16 protein-coding genes, 1 pseudogene and 1 riboswitch are annotated in these 19093 nt (G+C 73.7%); of the genes and pseudogenes, 15 read left to right on the forward strand and 2 right to left on the reverse strand.

Annotated features, from left to right (window positions below; translation table 11 throughout):
- Positions 1–80 precede the first annotated feature (80 nt).
- The 6 genes from BMY89_RS21785 to surE all read left to right on the forward strand — a co-directional run bounded on the left by BMY89_RS21785 (position 81) and on the right by surE (position 7666).
- The gene (locus BMY89_RS21785; protein ID WP_092382048.1) at positions 81–1004 is read left to right on the forward strand and encodes an alpha/beta fold hydrolase; all 924 of its coding nucleotides are present in this window, start codon (positions 81–83) and stop codon (positions 1002–1004) included.
- A gap of 110 nt (positions 1005–1114) precedes the next feature.
- Positions 1115–3229 carry a HelD family protein gene (locus BMY89_RS21790; RefSeq protein WP_092381898.1) on the forward strand — a complete coding sequence of 705 codons (2115 nt, stop codon included), beginning with the start codon at positions 1115–1117 and terminating at the stop codon, positions 3227–3229.
- Positions 3230–3335: 106 nt separating this feature from the next.
- Complete coding sequence (locus BMY89_RS21795) at positions 3336–4253, forward strand: cation diffusion facilitator family transporter (protein ID WP_092381899.1); 918 nt, start codon at positions 3336–3338, stop codon at positions 4251–4253.
- Positions 4254–4406: 153 nt separating this feature from the next.
- Positions 4407–4538, forward strand: a riboswitch (cyclic di-AMP (ydaO/yuaA leader).
- Between the two features lie 4 nt (positions 4539–4542).
- Positions 4543–5631: a coiled-coil domain-containing protein gene (locus BMY89_RS21800; RefSeq protein WP_092382049.1), complete on the forward strand. Its 1089-nt coding sequence runs from the start codon at positions 4543–4545 to the stop codon at positions 5629–5631.
- Between the two features lie 233 nt (positions 5632–5864).
- Complete coding sequence (locus tag BMY89_RS21805) at positions 5865–6845, forward strand: 1-phosphofructokinase family hexose kinase (RefSeq protein WP_175510399.1); 981 nt, start codon at positions 5865–5867, stop codon at positions 6843–6845.
- On the forward strand, positions 6842–7666 hold the full coding sequence (gene surE / locus BMY89_RS21810) for a 5'/3'-nucleotidase SurE (RefSeq protein ID WP_092381901.1): 825 nt from the start codon (positions 6842–6844) through the stop codon (positions 7664–7666). Before BMY89_RS21805 ends, surE begins: the two co-directional genes overlap by 4 nt.
- Before the next feature lie 53 nt (positions 7667–7719).
- Here surE and BMY89_RS21815 read toward each other — a convergent pair whose 3' ends face one another.
- Positions 7720–8085, reverse strand: a complete 366-nt coding sequence (locus BMY89_RS21815; RefSeq protein WP_092381902.1) for an STAS domain-containing protein — start codon at positions 8083–8085, stop codon at positions 7720–7722.
- A 357-nt stretch (positions 8086–8442) separates the two neighbouring features.
- On the opposite strand from BMY89_RS21815, the gene BMY89_RS30500 reads away from it, so the two are divergent.
- The 4 genes and pseudogenes from BMY89_RS30500 to BMY89_RS21835 all read left to right on the forward strand — a co-directional run bounded on the left by BMY89_RS30500 (position 8443) and on the right by BMY89_RS21835 (position 10461).
- Positions 8443–8586, forward strand: coding sequence for a hypothetical protein (locus tag BMY89_RS30500; RefSeq protein WP_170147683.1), 144 nt, complete (start codon positions 8443–8445; stop codon positions 8584–8586).
- A 131-nt stretch (positions 8587–8717) separates the two neighbouring features.
- A complete protein-coding gene (locus BMY89_RS21825; RefSeq protein WP_092381904.1) occupies positions 8718–9131 on the forward strand; it encodes a hypothetical protein in 414 nt (137 codons plus the stop codon).
- A 152-nt stretch (positions 9132–9283) separates the two neighbouring features.
- Positions 9284–9817 (forward strand): annotated as a pseudogene (locus tag BMY89_RS21830) (BON domain-containing protein); the annotation flags it as partial.
- Between the two features lie 95 nt (positions 9818–9912).
- On the forward strand, positions 9913–10461 hold the full coding sequence (locus BMY89_RS21835; protein WP_092382050.1) for a DsbA family protein: 549 nt from the start codon (positions 9913–9915) through the stop codon (positions 10459–10461).
- A 16-nt stretch (positions 10462–10477) separates the two neighbouring features.
- Here BMY89_RS21835 and BMY89_RS21840 read toward each other — a convergent pair whose 3' ends face one another.
- A complete protein-coding gene (locus BMY89_RS21840; protein ID WP_372433312.1) occupies positions 10478–13417 on the reverse strand; it encodes a helix-turn-helix transcriptional regulator in 2940 nt (979 codons plus the stop codon).
- 268 nt (positions 13418–13685) lie between these two features.
- Here BMY89_RS21840 and BMY89_RS21845 point away from each other — a divergent pair, with 268 nt between their 5' ends.
- The 5 genes from BMY89_RS21845 to serS all read left to right on the forward strand — a co-directional run bounded on the left by BMY89_RS21845 (position 13686) and on the right by serS (position 19077).
- The gene (locus tag BMY89_RS21845) at positions 13686–14093 is read left to right on the forward strand and encodes a hypothetical protein (protein ID WP_092381906.1); all 408 of its coding nucleotides are present in this window, start codon (positions 13686–13688) and stop codon (positions 14091–14093) included.
- On the forward strand, positions 14090–15286 hold the full coding sequence (locus tag BMY89_RS21850) for an alcohol dehydrogenase catalytic domain-containing protein (protein ID WP_092381907.1): 1197 nt from the start codon (positions 14090–14092) through the stop codon (positions 15284–15286). Before BMY89_RS21845 ends, BMY89_RS21850 begins: the two co-directional genes overlap by 4 nt.
- Positions 15287–15293: 7 nt before the next feature.
- On the forward strand, positions 15294–16502 hold the full coding sequence (locus BMY89_RS21855; protein WP_092381908.1) for a saccharopine dehydrogenase family protein: 1209 nt from the start codon (positions 15294–15296) through the stop codon (positions 16500–16502).
- Between the two features lie 101 nt (positions 16503–16603).
- Complete coding sequence (locus tag BMY89_RS21860) at positions 16604–17707, forward strand: DNA polymerase III subunit beta family protein (protein WP_092382051.1); 1104 nt, start codon at positions 16604–16606, stop codon at positions 17705–17707.
- Between the two features lie 89 nt (positions 17708–17796).
- Positions 17797–19077: a serine--tRNA ligase gene (gene serS, locus BMY89_RS21865; protein WP_092381909.1), complete on the forward strand. Its 1281-nt coding sequence runs from the start codon at positions 17797–17799 to the stop codon at positions 19075–19077.
- The last annotated feature ends 16 nt before the right edge of the window (positions 19078–19093 follow it).

Raw genomic sequence — 19093 nt, forward strand, 5'->3', positions numbered from 1 at the left:
CGTGGTCTCATGACGAGTAGTCCGTGTTACCACCGGGTATCCCCGGTGTTACGCATCCGTGGGGCCGTGGGGAGGTGGCGATGCCGGAGCCGATCAGGGTACGGCTGGGCGACGACGTACACCTGCACGTGGAAACCACCGGCCCGGCGGATGCCGAGGTCACCGCGGTGCTGCTGCACGGTTGGACGCTGGACGGACGCAGCTGGCACCGACAGTTGACCGCGCTGCGGGAGGCGTTCGGGTCGATCCGGGTGGTCACCTACGACGCGCGTGGGCACGGCCGCTCCAGCTGCATGGCGCTGCCCACGGCGACCCTGGCGCAACTCGGCGACGACCTGGCCGCGGTGCTCGACGAGGTGGCGCCCGCCGGCCCGGTGGTGCTGGTCGGACACTCGCTGGGCGGCATGACGATCATGGAGTACGCGCACCGTCACCCCGAGCACTTCTCGCGACGCACCGCCGGGCTGGTCTTCGTCTCCACCACCGCCGAGGGGCACACGCACACCGTCTACGGCCTGTCGCCACGGATCGCCCGGATCATCCGGCTGGCCGAGACCACCGGGGCCGGGCTGCTGGCCCGCTGCGGCGCCTGGCGGCCGCCCCGGGCCCTGCTGCGCGCCCTGCGACCCAGCATCCGCTGGATGCTCTTCGGCGACCGTTGCGACCCGACCGACATCCGGCTGGTGACCTCGGCGGTGGCCCGCGCCTCGCTACGCTCGATCGGCGGTTTCCGGGCCTCCATCGGCACCCAGCACCGCCTGGCGACGCTCGCCGCGCTGGCCCATCTGCCGGCGGCGGCCCTGGTCGGCGACCGGGACCGGCTCACCCCGACACCGTGCGCGGAGTCGATCGCCGCCGCGCTGCCGGACACCGAGCTGACCGTCTGCCCCGGTGCCGGACACATGTTGATGATGGAGCGTCCCGACGAGGTCAACGCCGCTCTGCACGGGGTGCTGCGCCGGGTCCTCGACGCCGTTGCGGCCCGATCTCGGATCGACGGTTGACGGCGGCCCCTCGTCCCCGCCCGCCGTCGACAAGGTGCGCTTTCCCGCAGCTCGGCGGCGGGGCGTAATCTCGTGCGGTTGGCCAGGCGGCGTCACGAGGAGAGCTAGCGGTGGATCAGAGCACCCTGGATCAGGAGATCGCCGCCGAGCAACGGCATCTCGACCGGGTGTACGCACGACTGGCCGAGCTGCGTCGCTGGGCGGTCCGCGCGGAGAAGGAGGGTTACCGCCTCGCCCGGGTCGGTAACTTCGGCGCGCTGGTCGAGCGGGACGCGATGGTCTTCCACGCGGCGCAGCGGCGCCACGTGCTGGACGCCGAGTACGAGGGGCTGGTCTTCGGCCGGCTCGACCTGCGCGACGGGCAGGTGCTGCACGTGGGGCGGCTCGGCATCCGCGATGAGGACGCCGCCACCCTGGTGGTGGACTGGCGGGCCCCGGCCGCCGCGGCGTTCTACCAGGCGACTCCCGCCGAGCCGCTCGGCGTGGTGCGGCGGCGCACGATCCAGTCCAGCGGGGAGCGGGTCACCCGGATCGAGGACGACCTGCTCGACCCCGACGCCGCGCCACCGGATCTGGCGGTGGTGGGCGACGGCGCGCTGCTGGCCACCCTGTCCCGGGCCACCGGTCGGGGCATGCGTGACATCGTGGCGACCATCCAGCGTGAGCAGGACGAGGCGATCCGCTCCCCCGGATCGGGGGTCACCCTCGTCTCCGGCGGCCCGGGCACCGGCAAGACCGCGGTGGCACTGCACCGCGCCGCGTATCTGCTCTACTCCGACCGCGGCCGGTACGCCGGAGGCGGGATCCTGGTGATCGGCCCCTCGTCGGTCTTCGTCGAGTACATCGCCTCGGTGCTGCCGTCGCTGGGTGAGGACACCGCCACCCTGCACTCGCTGGGCACCCTCTTCCCTGGGCTGTCCGTCACCCGCACCGATCCGCCCGAGGTGGCGGCGGTCAAGGGGTCACTGCGGATGCGCCGGGTGCTGGAACGTGCGGCCCGGGACGCGGTGCCCGACTCCCCGGCCGAGCTGCGGCTGCTGTACCGGGGGCAGTTGCTGCGGCTGGAACGGGCCGAGCTGGACGCCATCCGGGACCGGGTGCTGTCCCGGGGGGCCCGGCGCAACGAGGTACGCCGGGCCGGCTTCGACGGGGTACTCGCCGCGCTCTGGGCGCAGGCCCGCCGCCTCGGCATCTCCCACCTGCCCGAACAGCGCGCCTTCGAGGACGAGCTGATCGACCGGACGGACTTCCGGGACTTCCTCAAGGCGTGGTGGCCCCGGTTGCACCCGCGACACGTACTCGGCTGGCTGGCCGATCCGCAGCGGCTGCGCCGGTACGCCGGGGGCGTCCTCTCCGGCGCCGAGATCCGGCTGCTCGGGGCGGCGTACCGGGGGCTGGCCACCGACGGGCCGAGCGTCGCCGACATCGCGCTCCTCGACGAGCTGGACGCGCTGCTCGGCAAGCCGATGCGTCCCGCCCGGGCCAAGCGGGATCCGTTCCAGCTGGCCGGCGGGGTTCGTGAGCTGAGCACCTTCGCGGACCGGCAACGGGCGGCACGGCAGGCGGCACGGGAACGCCCCGAGGACTATCGCGACTACGCCCACGTGGTGGTCGACGAGTCACAGGACGTCTCGCCGATGCAGTGGCGGATGATCGGCCGGCGCGGTCGGCTGGCGTCCTGGACGGTGGTGGGCGACCCGGCGCAGACCGCGTGGACGGGCAATCCGCAGGAGTTGGCGCAGGCCCGTGACCAGGCGCTGGGTCGCCGCCAGCGGCACCGGTTCACGCTGACCACCAACTACCGCAACTCGGCGGAGATCTTCGAGGTGGCGGCGGCCGAGATCCGTCGGGCGTACCCCGAGCTCACGTTGCCCACCGCGGTCCGCTCCACCGGCATCGACCCGATCCAACTGGTGGTGCCGGCGCGGGAGCTGGAGGCCAACGTCGTGACGGCCGCCAGCGCCCTGCTCGGGGAGGTCGAGGGCACCGTCGGAGTGATCACCCCGGTGCCGCTGCGGAACGAGGTCGCGGCCTGGCTCGGCGATCTGGGCGGGGAGCGACTCCAGGTGGTGACCAGCCTGGAGGCCAAGGGCATGGAGTACGACGGTGTGGTGCTGGTCGCGCCGAGTGAGATCCGCGCGGAGCCGGGCGCCGGTGTTCGGACCCTCTACGTCGCGCTGTCGCGGGCCACCCAGCGGCTGACCACGGTCGACCCGACCGGCTGAGACCGTGCCGGGCTGACCGTACCGGGACGGGCCAGCCGACGGTTGCACACATAGCGATGTTGGCATAGATCTGACCTGGGGCGGGCGCACGGCGGAAGGTGTCTGGGTGGGCGCGGGTCACGACCACCACCATGCCGCGGTGTCGAACGCCGCGCACCGCCACTCCGGCCGGCTGTGGGCGGCGTTCGCCCTGCTCAGCACCCTGATGGTGGTCGAGGCGGTGACCGCCCTACGGACCGGCTCGCTGGCCCTGCTCTCCGACGCCGGGCACATGTTCACCGATGTGCTGGGCATCGGCATGGCCCTCGCCGCCGTCGCCGCCACCCGGCGGGCCGACACCGACCCGCAGCGCACCTTCGGGCTCTACCGGCTGGAGGTGCTCGCCGCGCTGGCCAACGCCGCACTGCTCTCCGGTGTCGCGGTGTATGTGCTGGTCGAGGCGGTACGCCGGTTCGGCGACCCGCCCGAGGTGCTCGCCGGACCGGTGCTGGTGGTGGCGACGCTCGGCCTGCTCGCCAACGTGGCCGCCTTCGCGCTACTGCGGCCCGGTGCCCGGGAGAGCATCAACCTGCGCGGCGCGTACCTGGAGGTGCTCGCGGACCTGCTCGGCTCACTGGGCGTGATCGGGGCGGCGTTGCTGATCGCGCTGACCGACTGGTGGTGGGCCGATCCGCTGGTCGCGGTCGCGATCGGCACGTTCATCCTGCCCCGGACGTGGCGCCTGGGTCGGGCGGCGGTACGCATCCTGGTGCAGGCCGCCCCGGAGCACCTCCAGGTCACCGCGGTGTACGACCGGCTGGCCGCGGTGCCCGGCGTGGCCGGCGTCCACGACCTGCACGTCTGGACGCTCACCTCCGGAATGGAGGTGGCCTCCGCACACCTGACCGTCACCTCCGACGCCGACGTCGGCGCCGTGCTCACCGTGGCCCGGTCAGCGCTGCGTGAGGAGTTCCAGATCGAGCACGCCACCCTCCAGGTCGAGCCACGAGCGGACCCTGGGGACTGCGGGGCTGTTGAGTGGTAGCGAGGCCACTCTGGGCAAAATGACCATATTGTCGCTTTTGGGCTGGTCTACTGGTTAGCAAGTGAACACCAGGCGTAACACCAGCTGCACCGGTCGCAGGAGCACCGGTAGGCTCAGACCCGGCCTCCGCCAGGCGGCACCCAACGGTGCCGGCGGCGGCCGCCGCCTAATCGCCCGCCAGGGCGAACCGGGGAACCATGTTCCTGGGGTGCATCCGCGTCAGCGGTAGGGATCTTCCGTCCCGAACCCGTCAGCTAACCCGGTCGGCGGCTGACGGAAGGACATGTGCATGCCAGCAGTGGCAACAGTGAGACCGGCGGCGCTGATCGCCGCCGCGCTCGCCCTCACCCTGGGCGCCGCGCTCGCCCCGTTCGCCCCCGCCTCGGCGGCACCGCAGGGGCTGCGCGCGGCGGCCCCCGACGTGGACGACGAAGGTGGCACCCCGGCACTCCGTGACCAACTGGAGGCCGCCAGCAAGGGCTACCTGGACGCCAAGACCGCGCTCGACCGCTCGGTCAAGCGCCAGAAGCAGCTCGCCGAGCAGCTCGCGACGACCGAGAGCCAGCTCGTCGAGCACAGCACCAAGGTCGCCGAGATCGCCGCTCAGGCCTACCGCAGCGGGCGTCTGGGCGCCGCGTCGGCACTGCTGCACAGCGGCTCCCCGGCCGGCTTCATGGACCGGGCGGCGGCGCTGGACGCGGTGGCCGCCAACGAGGACCGTGCGGTGCGCGAGCTCCAGAACACCCGCGACAAGGTCAGCACGACCAAGCAGGCCCTGGACGTCGAGGTCCAGGAACAGCGCAAGCAGGTGGCCGTGATGGCCAAGCGCAAGGACCAGGCCGAGCGGGCCTTGACCGTCTCCATCGAGCGGGACGAGGCGGCGGAACGGGCCGAGGCCGCCGAGCGGGCCAGCCGTACGCCATCGCGCAGCAGCGGGTCCAGCCCGACCGCCAAGGCCGCGCCGCGCAACTCGGACGGCTCGTGGCCCTCGGAGTCGTGCAGCGTCAACGACCCCACCCCGGCCAACGGTTGCATCACCCCGCGCACGCTGCACGCGCTGAAACAGGCCAAGGCAGCCGGCTACACCCGGTACGTCTCCTGCTACCGCTCCGGCGGTTCCGGTGAGCACCCGAAGGGCCGGGCCTGCGACTTCGCCGCTCAGAAGAACGGCTTCGGCGGGGACGCCACCGGCGGCGACCGCACGTACGGCAACAACCTGGCGGCGTACTTCGTCAACAACGCCGACCGACTCGCCGTGCTCTACGTGATCTGGTACCGGCAGATCTGGCTGCCCAGCAGTGGGTGGAAGGCGTACAGCGGCGCTCGGGGCGACCCGTCCAGCGACCACACCAACCACGTACACCTTTCGGTGTACTGACCTCCCCGCACCGGGTGGGCCGCCGTGACAGGCGGTCCGCCCGGTGTCGTGTTTCCACCCTTCGCCGGCCGGGCATCGTCCCCTCGGCGCGCGTCGTCGCGCCTTCTTGGTTACCGTCGTACCAAGAGGCGGACATCTCGCCACTAGCGGGAGGAAGCGCGCATGAGCGAGCGAATCATCAGGTTCAGCGTTGTGGTGCCTCGTGCCGGCACGCAGCGCAGCGGAGTGCCAGCATGAGCGGACATGTCATGGTCTTCGCACCGACCCCGCTGCTGACCGTCACCATCGACCAGCCGAACGACACCCCGGAGTTGCACCTGCATCCCGGCGGTCAGGGGGTCTGGCAGGCGCGGATGGTGTTGTCTCTCGGCGTCGACGTGGTGCTCTGCACGGCGCTCGGCGGCGAGGTCGGGCAGGTGCTGGAGCCGTTGCTGGTCAGCGAGGGGGTCGACCTCAAGGTGGTGGCCCGTGACTCCGGCGGCAGTGGCGGGTACGTGCACGACCGTCGCGACGGCACCCGTCAGGAGATCGTCGACGTGACCGGCCAGCCGTTGAGCCGCCACGAGATGGACGAGTTGTACAACCTGGCGCTCGGCGAGGGGCTGCGTGCGCCGGTGAGCGTGCTCAGCGGGCCGAACGAGCCGTCCCTGGTCCCCGCCGACCTCTATCGGCGCTTCGCCGCCGACCTCGGGGCCAACGGCAGCCGGGTGGTGGTGGACCTCTGCGGCGAGCACCTGACGGCGGTGCTGGACAGCGGCGTCTTCTTCCTCAAGGTCAGCCACGAGGAACTGATCGCCGACGGCAGGGCCGCCGGTGACGATCAGGAGCAACTCACCCGCGCGATCTACGACCTGCATGCCGAAGGTGCCGAGAACGTGGTGGTCAGCCGGGCCGACCAGCCGGCGTTGGCGCTGGTCGACGGCGAGGTGTTCGAGGTGCGCATGCCTCGGCTGGAGGCCGCCGATCCGCGCGGGGCCGGCGACTCGATGACCGCGGGGGTGGCCGCCATGGTGGCCCGGGGCCACGACGTACGCACGGCGATCCGCACCGGCGCGGCGGCCGGCGCACTGAACGTGACCCGGCACGGTCTGGGTACCGGGCGGCTCGACTCGATCACCGGCCTGGTCGACCGGGTTCGGCTGGAGCCGGCGGGCAACCGCCCGCAGGAGCGCACCACCCCCGACGAGTTTGCCCAGCGGGCGGGCGGCCGATGACGCTGCGGGTCCTGATCACCAATGACGACGGGATCGCCGCGCCCGGCATCCAGGCACTGGCCTGGGCCGCGGTGCAGCGGGGTCTGGACGTGGTGGTGGCCGCGCCACTGGAGGAGGCCAGTGGCACCAGCGCCGCGATGAGCGCCGTGGAGCAGGACGGTCAGGTGGTGGTCCGCGAGCATCCGCTACCGGAGCTCGACGGGGTGCCGGCCTTCGGTGTCGGCGGCTCGCCCGGTTTCATCGCGCTCATCGCGGTGCACGGCGCGTTCGGACCGCCACCTTCCGTGCTGCTCTCCGGCATCAACCGGGGCGCCAACGCCGGTCGGGCGGTGTTGCACTCGGGCACGGTGGGCGCCGCCTTCACCGCCGCGGCCAACGGCTGCCGGGCGATGGCCGTGTCGTTGGACGTGCTGTCGGTCGGCGAGGCCACCTCGGTCAGCGGGGGCGCGGCGGTGGCCGCCGCCGCCCTGGTACGCGATGCCGAGCGCAACTGGGCCACCGCCGCCCGGGTCGCACTGGACCTGCTCCCCCGGCTGACGGCCGGCCCGGCGGAGAGCGTACTCAACGTCAACTCGCCGGATCTGCCGTTCAGCCGACTGCGTGGGGTACGCCGGGGCACCCTGGCGACGTTCGGCCAGGTGCAGATGACCGTCGCCGAATCCGGCCACGGTTTCGTGCGCACCTCGCTGGAGGAGCCCGGCCAGGCGGTGCAGCCGGGCACGGACCTGGCTCTGCTCGCCGACGGCTACGCGTCGGTGACCGCGGTCCGGGCGGTGACCGAGGTCGCCGACGTGGACCTGTCCGGGCTCGGCGAGGGCTGACCTGGGTCGGTAGTGGCGACCCGGGCCCGGTGCCGAGGCCCGGCTGAGGAAGCTCAGGCGCCGGGGATGACCTCAGGGGTCGTGACCGCGCCAGCGTAGTAGGGCTCGGGGGCGCCGAAGAGGCCGAGCAGGCCGGTCACCCAGAGCTGCCGGTGCACGAACCGGCTCGGTTCGGTGACGATCAGCTTCACGCCGCTGACCTCGGCGGTCTGGAAACCGGCGACCATCGCGCTGATGCCCACCGAGTCGATGAAGGTGACCAGCCGCATGTTGAGCTCGATCCGGGCCGGCCGCCCCTTGGCCAGCACTTCGGCGATGGCCTCTTTCACCTCGTACGCGGTGTCTACGTCGATCTCGCCCCGCGGGGCGATCTCGATGACACCACCGGGCCGAACCGTCTGCAGGATCGACAGGCTCACGCGAGCACCTCCACTCGCCCGTACGCCGGGCGCCTCATCAGTACGCGGGCCGCGACCGAGAGTATTCCTCCGATGGCCTCGGTCGCCACCCCTCGGGATGAGCAATTCTTGGACACGGGCGCACCAAATCGCCCTTATCCATACTTATCTGCCCTATCTCTCGACGCGCGGCACCGCGACGTCGCCGGACCAGGGTAGCGGGCCGACGCCAACCCGTCCCACGTCCGTGATGCGCGGCGTGGTTGCCGGACGGGTTCTGACCTCGTCCGACGAGCGAAAGATGCCGCGGTGTGCCTAGCATCACGGATGTACCGTGATGTGCCCGGCATCACGGACGACGCACGAGAGGACGACGCGATGCTTCGCAGACTCACGGCGCTGGCCGGCGTCAGTGCCCTGCTCGCTCTCATGCTGGCCTGCGGGTTCGGCGGTGGGGACGATGACGACGACGATGACGACGATTTCGCCCAGGCGTCCGTCGTCGCGGTCGTGTCCCACTGATCCGCACCGGATGCTGGTTTGCGGCGGCACCGGGCGGGGCACAGCCTCGGATGGCGAACCGCCACACGCCGGGCAAAGTCGCCGACGTCTGATGTGCGCACCGGCTTCCGCACTGTCGAGGAGGGAACCACATGTTCGGAACCAACCTGCTGGAGCGCCGAAGCAAGCCCGAGCGGATCGCGGACCAGGCCTGGCATCACCTCGTCTCGGCGGTGAGCACCGCGGGTGACAGCATCCGCGACACCGCCCGCTCCGCCCGTCACAACTCCGCCGGCCTCGCCGACGACGCCGGTGATCTGATGGGGTCGGCCGCCGACGAAGCCCGCCACCGCGCGGTCCGCGCCTTCGACGCGCTCGCCGGACGCCGCCCCGCGCTGCCCTGGACGCTGCTGATCGGCGCGGCCCTGGTCGGTGCCGCGGTCGGCTGGGCTGCCGGCACGGCCGCGCGGGCCGCCGGCAGCCGCGACGGGGCGCTGGAGGACATCGAGTTCGTCGACGTGCAGCGCCCCGACTCCCCCGCGGACCCGGCCAATCCGGCCAACTGACAAGTAGTTCCGCCGCGACGGGCCCCGTCCGACCGCACCGGTCGGACGGGGCCTGCTGCCGTCCTGACCCCTGGGACCGGATCATCGGCGGGCCCATCAGAAGCCCACCCTGTCCGCGTCGCCCGATCCGGGCGAGGCGCCCTCACCCGGACGACCACCAGGCTCGGTCTCGGCGGAGGTCCATCCCGGCCCACGCCATGTCCGGCAGGAAGGAGCGATCGATGGCCAGCGTCTCGACGATCAACCGCACCGACCCGGAGATCGCCGCCGCGGTCGAACACGCCCTGGAGTGGCAGGCGTTCGTGCCCGTCGAGCGGCTCGACGTGACGGTCTCACAGGGCTGGGTCACCCTGCACGGACCGGTCGAGTGGGAATATCAGCGCCGCGCCGCCGAGCAGGCGGTCGGCCGGTTGACCGGGGTACGGGGGGTCAGCAACGGCATCGCGGTCCGGCCTCCGGTACACCCCGACGGCACCGACCTGGCGCACCGCGTCGTCGACGCGTTGGCCCGCAACCGCGCCACCGACGCCGAACACGTGACGGTACGCCTACACGGCGACACGGTGCTGCTGGGCGGGCTGGTGCACTCGATGCCCGAGCGTGCCGAGGTGGAGCGGGTCGTCTGGTCCATCCCGGGCGTCCGGGCGGTGCAGAACCACATCGCGGTCGCCCCGGTGCTGCGCTGAGCCGGCCCGGTGGCCGCGCCGGGTCGCGAACCACCCGGGCCGGGTGAGCCACCCTCACCCGGCCGGGTACCAGGCTGGTAGGCATGACCGATCGGCTGAGCACGCCACTACAGGTCACTGCGCGGCTGCGTACACCCGTCACCGACGAGGACCATGTCCGAGGGCCGGTGGACGCGCCGGTGACGATCGTCGAGTACGGCGATTTCCAGTGCCCCTTCTGCGGCCTCGCCCACGCGAACCTGCGGGAGGTGCTGCGGCAGCGGGCCGAGACGGTCCGCCTCGTCTACCGCCACTTCCCGATCGCCAACATCCACCCGTACGCGGAACGTGCCGCCGAGGCCGCCGAGGCGGCCGGCCGGCGGGGCCGGTTCTGGGAGATGCACGACTGGCTCTACGAACACCAGGACCAGTTGGACCCGGTGCACCTGACGCTCGGCATCGAGCAGCTCGGCCTACCCGTCGACGAGGTCGAGGCGGAGATCGCGGGACACACCCACGGCGACCGGATCCGGCAGGACTTCGTCAGCGCCGTCCGCAGCGGGGTGGACGCCACCCCCACCGTCTTCGTCAACGACGCCCGCCACGACGGTGACTTCGACGTGGCCACCCTGCTCACCACCGTCGACGCCGCGGCCACTGTCTGACACCCACTCCGCCGGGTCAGATGAGGTGGAGTTCGCGGGCTCGGCGGACGGCGTCGCGGCGTCGGGTGGCGTCGAGCTTGCGGTAGATGTTGCGCACGTGGGTCTTGACCGTGTTCACCGAGACGGACAACTCAGCGGCGATCTCCACGTTGGACAGGATGCTCTGCAGGTACCGCAGGATGGTCAGCTCCCGCTCGGTGAGCGGTTCGGCCAGCGACGCCGCCGGCGTGGCCCGCCCACCGGCGAGCGCGCCACCGGCCTGCTCGTCCGGCACGTCGACCGCCCGGACCAGGTCGCTCACCAGCGACCAGTGGGCCGTGCCGGAATCGAGGTGGGCGGCGAGCAGCTCGCGCAGCCCCGGCTCGGCCCGGATGAACGGGCGACGGCAGCCGTCCGGGGCGGCCAGCTCCAACGCCTGCTCCAACAGCCCACCCGCCCGCCGTCCGTCGCCCGCCCGCGCGGCGAGCAACGCGGCGAGCAGCGCGGCGTCGAGGCGTACCGGCAGCGGCCAGTCGGCCGCTGGCGCGGCCGTCCAGTCGGGCAGCAGGTGGGCGGCGGCGCGTGGATCGCCGGCACGCATTTCGAGCCGGGCCGCCGCGACAGCCAGCGGCCCGGCCGGCTGTTCACCGGCGAGTTCCCGGGCGGCCCGCAGGTCACCCCGGGCGCCGTGCAGCTCCAGCTCGGCGACGAGCAGCCACGACCTCAGCTCGCCGCCACGACCGGCCCAGCCGTCCCGCGCCTGCATCAGCAGCCGGTGGCCGGCGCTCAGGTCCCCCTCGTCGTGGCGCAGGATCGCCCGGCACCAGTCGGCCACCACCCGCGCGGGTGGATCCCCGCTCGCCGGGCCGGCCAGCGCCAGATTCGCCTCCGCCTCCGCGGCCTGGTCCCGCTGCAACGCCACGACGGCCAGCGCCAGGTACGCGTACCCGCAGTCGACCTGCGCCGACCCGCCCTGGCAGGGCGGCAGGGCGAGCGCGGCAAGGGCCGTCTCCTCGGCCGCCCGCAGTCGTCCCCGCAGCGCCGCGAGCAGAGCCCAGCGGCTGCCGCAGACCAGCTCGGTGCGAGGCCGTCCCGCCTCCCGGGCCGCCGCCAGCGCCGCCGCGAAGCCGGTTCCCGCCTCAGTCAGGTCACCGTCGTGCAGCGCGAGCAGGGCCAACGCGGTGCCGGCCACCGCCCGCACGTCGGCATCGTCACCGGCCTCGCCGCGTAGCTGCCCGCCGGCGGCCATGGTCGCCGATCCGGCGTCGGGCCACGCCGCCTCGGCGGCCACCTCGTGAGCCGCGCCGCCCGGTACCGCGCCGGCCCATGCCAGTTCGGCGGTCGCGTCGTGCGGTTCGCCGCCAGGGTCGGTCTCGGCCACACCGGCGGGACGGGTGGCGAGCAGGCGGGCGGCGGCGGCGCGTACCGCCTCGGGGGCGCCGGCCAGCCGAGCCAGGGTGAGTTCGACCGCGGCGACCAGCCGCCCGAACCGGGTGCGGCGGGGTTGCGGCAGCCGCCCGGCGTGCCCGGTGGCCAGCCGCAGGTGCGCCCCGGCGGCCTCGCCGTCGCCGTCGAGGGCCCGCTGGGCGGCGTAGGCCAGGGCGAGTTCGGGATCGCGCGCCACCGCCGCCGGTGGCGGCGGCGGTGGCGGTGGCGGCGCGGGCACCGCGCCCACGGCGGTCACCCGGTCGTACGGCATCAGCTCCGGCCACCGCGCCACGAGCAGGTCGGCGGCGCTGCGCCAGTCGCCACCGGTCAACGCGTGCCGCAGCGCGTCGGCGGGGCGACCGTTGCGGGCGTACCATCCGGTCGCTCGTAGGTGCAGGTCACGCAGATCCTCGGCGGGCAGCCGACCCAACTCGCGACGCAGCAGGTCGGCGAGGAGCGGGTGACAGCGGTACCAGACCGGTTGGCCGCCGTCGCGGTGCAGCAACCCAGTGCCCTCCGCGAGACCGCGCAGCCGTACCTCGGCATCCGCGTCGCCGGTCAGCGCGGCGGCGAGACCGGCACAGACCGTTTCGACGACCGCGGCCCGGCGGAGCAGTTCGATCTCCGGCGGCGGTACCCCGGCGAGCAGCTCCTCACGCAGGTAGCCGGCGATCTCCGGGTGGTCACCGTCGAGCTGGACGATCCAACGGTCCGGGTCGGGCTGACCGCGCAGGGCGAGCGCGGCGATCCGCGACGCCGCCGCCCAGCCCTCGGTACGTTGCCGCAGCCGCCGTACGGCGGCGGCCGGTACCGCCACCCCGTGTGCGGTGAGCAGGTCGGCGGTCTCGTCGTCGGTGAAGGCCAGCTCGTCCGGGCCGATCTCGGTCAACTCGCCGGCCAGCCGCAGCCGGTGCACCGCCAGCGGCAGCCCGGTCCGCCCGGCCGCCACCAGACGCAGCCGCTGCCCGGTGTGGCGCAGCAGGAACTCAAGCCCGGTCAGGGCCGCCGGGTCGGCGATCCGGTGCAGGTCGTCCACGACCAGCACCACCGGCCGATCCCGGGCGGCCAGGGCGGCGGCGAGCACCTCCAACTCGTCGGGGCGCGGCACCCGGTCGGGCACCGGCTGGCCGGCCGGGTCCAGCACCGAGCGCAGCGCCGCCGCGAGATAGGACCAGAGGCGGTCGGAGTCGTCACCCACCTCCACCGACACCCAGGCCGGTGCCGGCGCCTCCGGGTCGGCCTCGCTCACCGATCGACGCCAGGAGGCGAGCAGCGTGGTCTTGCCCCAGCCCGCGGGCGCCCGGACCAGGGTGACCGGGCGGGCCACCCCGTCATCGAGCAACCGGGCCAGCCGGGGCCGCAGCACCACCGGTTCGGGCAGCACGGCCGGTTTCAGCCGGGACGCCAGCAGGGGCGGGCCGGCCGGCGTACGAACCGCCGTCTCGGCCCGGACGGTGCTGCGGTCATCCGGCATCCGGCCCACCCCCACGGACGCGTTCTCCCTCCCCCGGCCCTGCGGCGGGCGTTTACCCCGGCCGAGTCGGTTCACCCCTTCCGGGGGAGCCCGGTTCACCCGGCCGCCGGCGACGGTGGCGATGGGCCGGGCAGGCGCGCAGACCGACGCGGGCACCAGACGGTCCGCGCCGGGACGGCAGGAACGAGATCCGGAGGTACGAGTGGGACGGGTCGGGACGGTGTTCGCGGTGGCCGGAGCCCTCGGTGCGGCGGCGGCCGGCAGCGCGCGGGCCGCCGTCACCCGCCGGCGAGCCGCCAGCAACCACCCATCGCGCGGCGCCGGCACCCGCCCGCGCGCCGCCATGACCCGACGACGAGACGCCGGCACCCGCCTGCCGGCCGGGCCGGACGACGGTCGGCCCGGGCATTGGCAGGTGGTGACGATTGACCGGTCACCGCAGGAGGTGCTGCCCACGGGCGCCCGGCCGGAGCCGCTGCGCCGTCTCGGCGACGCCGTCGAGGTCACCGTTCGTCCCGCTCCCGGCGACCGGGGCACCGAACTCGCCGCCCGCCCGGTGCCCGGGGCCGCCTGGCCCGGGCTCGCCGCGCATCTGCTCGGCGACGACCCCGCTCTGCTGGTACGGCGAACGTTGTGGCAGGTCAAGCAGCTCGCCGAGGCTGGCGAGCAGCTGCGCGCGGACCGCCCGCCCTACGAACGCACCGAGCCCGACGGGACCTGGCTGCCGCCGCCCGATCGGCCAGCGGGATGAGGGCGCTGTGCTGGACCTCAGGCGGCGAGCTGGCCGTGCGCCAGGTGCCCGATCCGGAGCTGCGCAACGAGCACGACGTGATCGTCCAGGTGCGGCGCAGCGCCACCTGCGGTGCCGACCTGCCGCTGCTCGCGGGACGGGTGACGGGCCTGGCCGCCGACGACGTACTCGGTCACGAGTTCGTCGGCGACGTGGTCGAGGTGGGTCCGGCGGTACGGCGGCACCGGGTCGGCGACCGGGTGGTGGTCTGCGCCTCGGTGGCCTGCGGCGGCTGCTGGTACTGCCGGCAGGGGCTGCCCTCGTGCTGCGACAACGGCAGCACCGAGCCGGCCGAGGCCGAGGCGGAGTGGGGGCATCCGGTGGCGGGTGGCTTCGGTCAACCACGGGCCGCGGGCGGCTTCGCCGGCAGCCACGCCGAGTACGTGCGGGTGCCGTACGCCGACTTCGGTGCGTTCACGGTGCCGGAGGCGGTCGGCGACGACCGGGCCCTGTTCGCCTCGGACGCCGCCCCGGCCGGCTGGATGGGAGCCGAGGGGGGCGAGGTGCGTCCGGGGGACGTGGTCGCGGTGTGGGGCGCGGGGGCGGTCGGTCAGCTGGCCGCCCGGTCGGCCTGGCTGCTGGGCGCCGATCGGGTGGTCGTCGTCGACCGGCACCCCGCCCGCCTGCTGATGGCCCGGCAGCACTCCGGCGCCGAGACCATCGACCTGCGGCACACCGACGTGGCGGCGGAGCTGCGGGAGCTCAGCGGCGGGCGGGGCCCGGACGTCTGTGTCGAGGCCGTCGGCGGCCTCGCCGCCGAACACCGCTCGCTCGCCGACCGGTTCACCGGGCGGACCCGGATGCCGGAGGCGATCCGCGAGGCGGTGTACGCCTGCCGCAAGGGCGGGAACGTCTTCGTCCTCAACAGCGGCGCCCGCTTCGTCGACGCCTTCCCCACCGGCGCGGCCGTCCACAAGGGGCTCACCGTGCGCGGGGCACGACAGCACGGCCAGCGCTACATCCCGATGCTGCTGGACCGGATGGCCCGTGGCGAGCTGCGCACCGAGCACCTGGCCACCCACCACTTCCCGCTGGAGCGGGCCGTCGAGGGGTACGCCCTGTTCCGGGACCGCCCCGAGGAATGCCTACGCGCCGTCTTCACCCCGCAGGAGCCGCACTCGCCGCCGGGCGACACGGCGGTGCGGGTGGCATGATCGCGGAATGGCTGCGCAACGGTCGTACGACATCGTGTTGTTCGGGGCGACCGGGTTCACCGGTGGCCTCACCGCCCGCTACCTGGCCCGGCACGCGCCAGTGGGGCTGCGCTGGGCGATCGCCGGGCGTAACGCCGACAAGCTGGCCGCGGTCCGCGGCGGGCTGGCCGAGATCGATCCGGCGCTGGCCGGCCTGCCGCTGCTCACCGCAGACATCACCGACGCGACGTCGATGCGCGCCGTGGCCGAGCAGGCCCGGGTGGTGGCCAGCACCGTCGGGCCGTTCATCCGGTACGGCGAGCCGCTGGTGGCCGCCTGCGCCGCCGCCGGCACCGACTACCTCGACATCACCGGCGAGGCGGAGTTCGTCGACCTGACGTACCTGCGCCACCACGCCGAGGCGGTCCGCACCGGCGCCCGGCTGGTGCACGCCTGCGGTTTCGACTCGATCCCGCACGATCTGGGCGTCTGGTTCACCATCAAGCAGCTACCCGACGACGTGCCGATCACGGTGGACGGCTACGTCCGGGCCGGGGGCCGCTTCTCCGCCGGCACCTACCACTCGGCGTTGACCGCCTTCTCGCGTACCACCGAGGCGTCGCAGGCGGCCCGCGAACGCCGCGCCGTCGAGCCCCGCCCGACCGACCGCCGGGTCCGCGCCGTGCCCGGCCGGCTGGCCCGCTCGCGGGACCTGCCCGTCTGGGCGGTGCCGCTGCCGACGATCGACCCGCAGGTGGTCCGCCGCTCGGCGGCGGCCCGGCCCGAGTACGGTCCGGACTTCCGCTACCGGCACTTCGCCGCCGTGAAGCGGCTGCCCACGGTGCTGACCGCCGGTGCCGGGCTGGGTGCGCTGGTCGGGCTGGTGAAGCTGCCGCCGACCCGGCGGTGGCTGCTCGGCCGGCTCGCCTCGGGGCAGGGGCCGAACGCCGAGCAGCGGGCGAAGTCGTGGTTCACGGTGCGGTTCGTCGGCACCGGCGGCGGCCGACGGGTGGTGACGGAGGTGGCCGGCGGCGATCCCGGGTACGACGAGACCGCGAAGATGCTCGCCGAGTCGGCGCTCTGCCTGGCGTACGACGACCTGCCGGCGACCTGCGGCCAGGTCACGCCGGTCAGCGCGATGGGCGACGCCCTGCTGCACCGCCTCACCGCCGCCGGCATCACCTTCCGCGTCCTGAGCGAAGACGCCGCAGAAAGCGAAGGAAGGGCCCCTTGTTAACGCCTGCGGTAGAGCAGGGGCCCCCTATTAACACCGCCGGAGCGGGCCAGGCTTGACCCTCGACCAGGTCGAGGGGGCAGGATCGGGCCGTGAAGAGTGACCTGCGCAGCATCGGCGAGCTGGCCCGGGCCAGCGGGCTGACGGTGAGTGCCCTGCGGTTCTACGACGCCGCCGGAGTGCTGGTCCCCGCCCAGGTCGACCCGGGTAGCGGGTACCGCCGCTACACCGACGACCAGGTGGCGCCGGCCCGGCTGGTGGCCGGGCTCCGCCGGGTCGGGATGCCGGTGGCCGAGATCGCCCGGGCGGTACGCGCCGAACCCGCCGTCGTACACCGGCTGCTCGACGCGCACCTGCGCCGGTTGACGGAAGGGCTGGCCGACACCCGCCGCGAGGTCTCCCGGATCCGGGCCCTGCTCCCCGCCGACCAACCGTCGACGGCCACCCGACTCGTCCTGGCCGGGGGTGACCTGGCCGCCGCCGTGGACGCGGTCCGGTTCGCCGTCGGCGCCGACCCGGTCCTGCCGGCGCTGGCCGGCGTCCTGCTCGACGTGAGCGGCGACGAGGTGCGGCTGGTGGCGACCGACCGGCACCGCTTGGCGGTGGCCACGGTCGATGCATCGGTGCACGGTCCGCCGACCCGGACGCTGCTGCCGGTGGCCGCGGTCGACGGGCTGCGCCGGCTGCTGGACGGCCCGGACCTCGACACCGCCGTGGTGCGGCTGACCCTGGTCGGGCGGCAGTTCGTCGCCGACGTCGGCGGGCGTCAGCTGCGGGCCACGCCCCTGCCGTACGACTTCCCGGACTACCACGCCCTGCTGCCCGGCGCGGCCGGCGACCGGCCGGCACGCCGGTTCCAGGTCGACGCCGGGTGGCTGGTCGACGCGCTGCGGACCGGTACGCCGACGATCGTCCGGGAGTACGCGGGCAGCCCGCTGCCGGTGACCGTGCTCGGCCTCGGCGGCCGGGACGCCCTGCGGCTGCTGGGTCCCGCCGACCTCACCAGCCCGCACGATCTGGGCGGTGCCGGTGAGGTCGGCGGGGGTGAGCTGCGCGTCGGGGTCAACGGCGACTACCTGCTCGACGCGCTCGACGCGGCCGGCGGGTCGCGCCTGGTGCTGGAGCTGGACGGCCCGATCGCGCCGCTGGCGATTCGTCGACCGGACGACGACGCCGCCTTCTCCATCCTGATGCCGATCCGCCTCTGAGCCACCGCACCCGGGCGGGTCGGGGCGTTCCGGGCGCGGCGGTAGCATCTGGAGGTCCACCCCAGCCCGGACGGAGGCCACGGAGCAGCATGCTCGACATGGAGTTGATCCGAAAGGATCGCGACGCGGTGGCGACCGCGCTGGCGAAGCGGCTGACGGCCGCCGAGGTCGACCGGGCGCTGGACGAGATCCAGCAGCTCGACCGGGAGCGTCGCCGGCTGATCAGTGAGATCGACGGGGAGCGCCAGCGCCGTAAGGCCGAGGCCCGAGCGTACGCGCAGGCGAAGCGGGCCGGTGTCGAGCCGGAGGTCGGCTCCGAGGCCGGCCGTAAGCAGGTCGCCGAGCTGGAGGCCGAGCTCGACGAGGTGCAGGCGCGGTTGCGTACCACCATGAGCGAGCTGCCCAACCTGCCCGCCGACGACGTCGTGCCCGGCGGCAAGGAAGCCAACCGGGTGGTGAAGACCTTCCGCGAGCCGCCGGCCATCGAGAAGGTCCGCGACCACGTCGAGTTGAGCCGGATGCTGGGCCTGGTCGACCACGAGCGCGGCGTCAAGCTCGGCGGGTCCGGCTTCTGGATGTACACCGGGCTGGGTGCCCGGCTGGAGTGGGCGCTGGTCAACTGGTTGATCGAGCGCAACGTCGAGGCCGGCTACGAATTCCTGCTGCCGCCGCACCTGCTGCTGGACAGCGCCGGCTTCGCCGCCGGGCAGTTTCCCAAGTTCTACGACGACGTCTACCACCTGGACAAGCAGTCCGCCCCGCGCGGGCAGTTCCTGCTGCCGACGGCGGAGACGGCGATCCTCGGGGCGTACCAGGACGAGATCCTGGAGACCGCGAAGCTGCCGCTGAAGGTGTTCGCGTACACCCCCTGCTATCGCCGGGAGGCGGCCGGCTCGCACTCCGACGAGCGGGGCACGGTCCGCGGCCACCAGTTCAACAAGGTGGAGATCTTCCAGTTCACCCTGCCCGAGCAGGCCGACGCCGCGCTGGAGCAGATGGTCGGCCACGCGGAGAGCCTGGTCGAGGCCCTGGGCCTGCACTACCAGCGCAGCCTGCTCGCGGCCGGTGACGCCAGCGCCTCGATGCGCAAGACCCTGGACATCGAGGTCTGGATGCCGAGCACCGGCAAGTACAAGGAGGTCTCGTCGGTCTCCTGGGGCGGTGACTACCAAGCCCGTCGGGCGGCGATCCGCTACCGCGAGCCGGGCGGTAAGCAGACCCGTTTCGTGCACACCCTCAACGGTTCGGCCCTGGCGACCAGCCGCCTCTTCCCGGCCATCCTGGAGCAGTTCCAGCAGCCCGACGGTTCGGTGCTGGTCCCCGAGGTCCTCCGCGACCGCCTCGGCACCGACCGCCTCACTCCGCGCTGACCGGGTCGTCGGGGGC

Source organism: Micromonospora phaseoli (assembly GCF_900109115.1).
Taxonomy (GTDB): Bacteria; Actinomycetota; Actinomycetes; order Mycobacteriales; family Micromonosporaceae; genus Micromonospora; species Micromonospora phaseoli.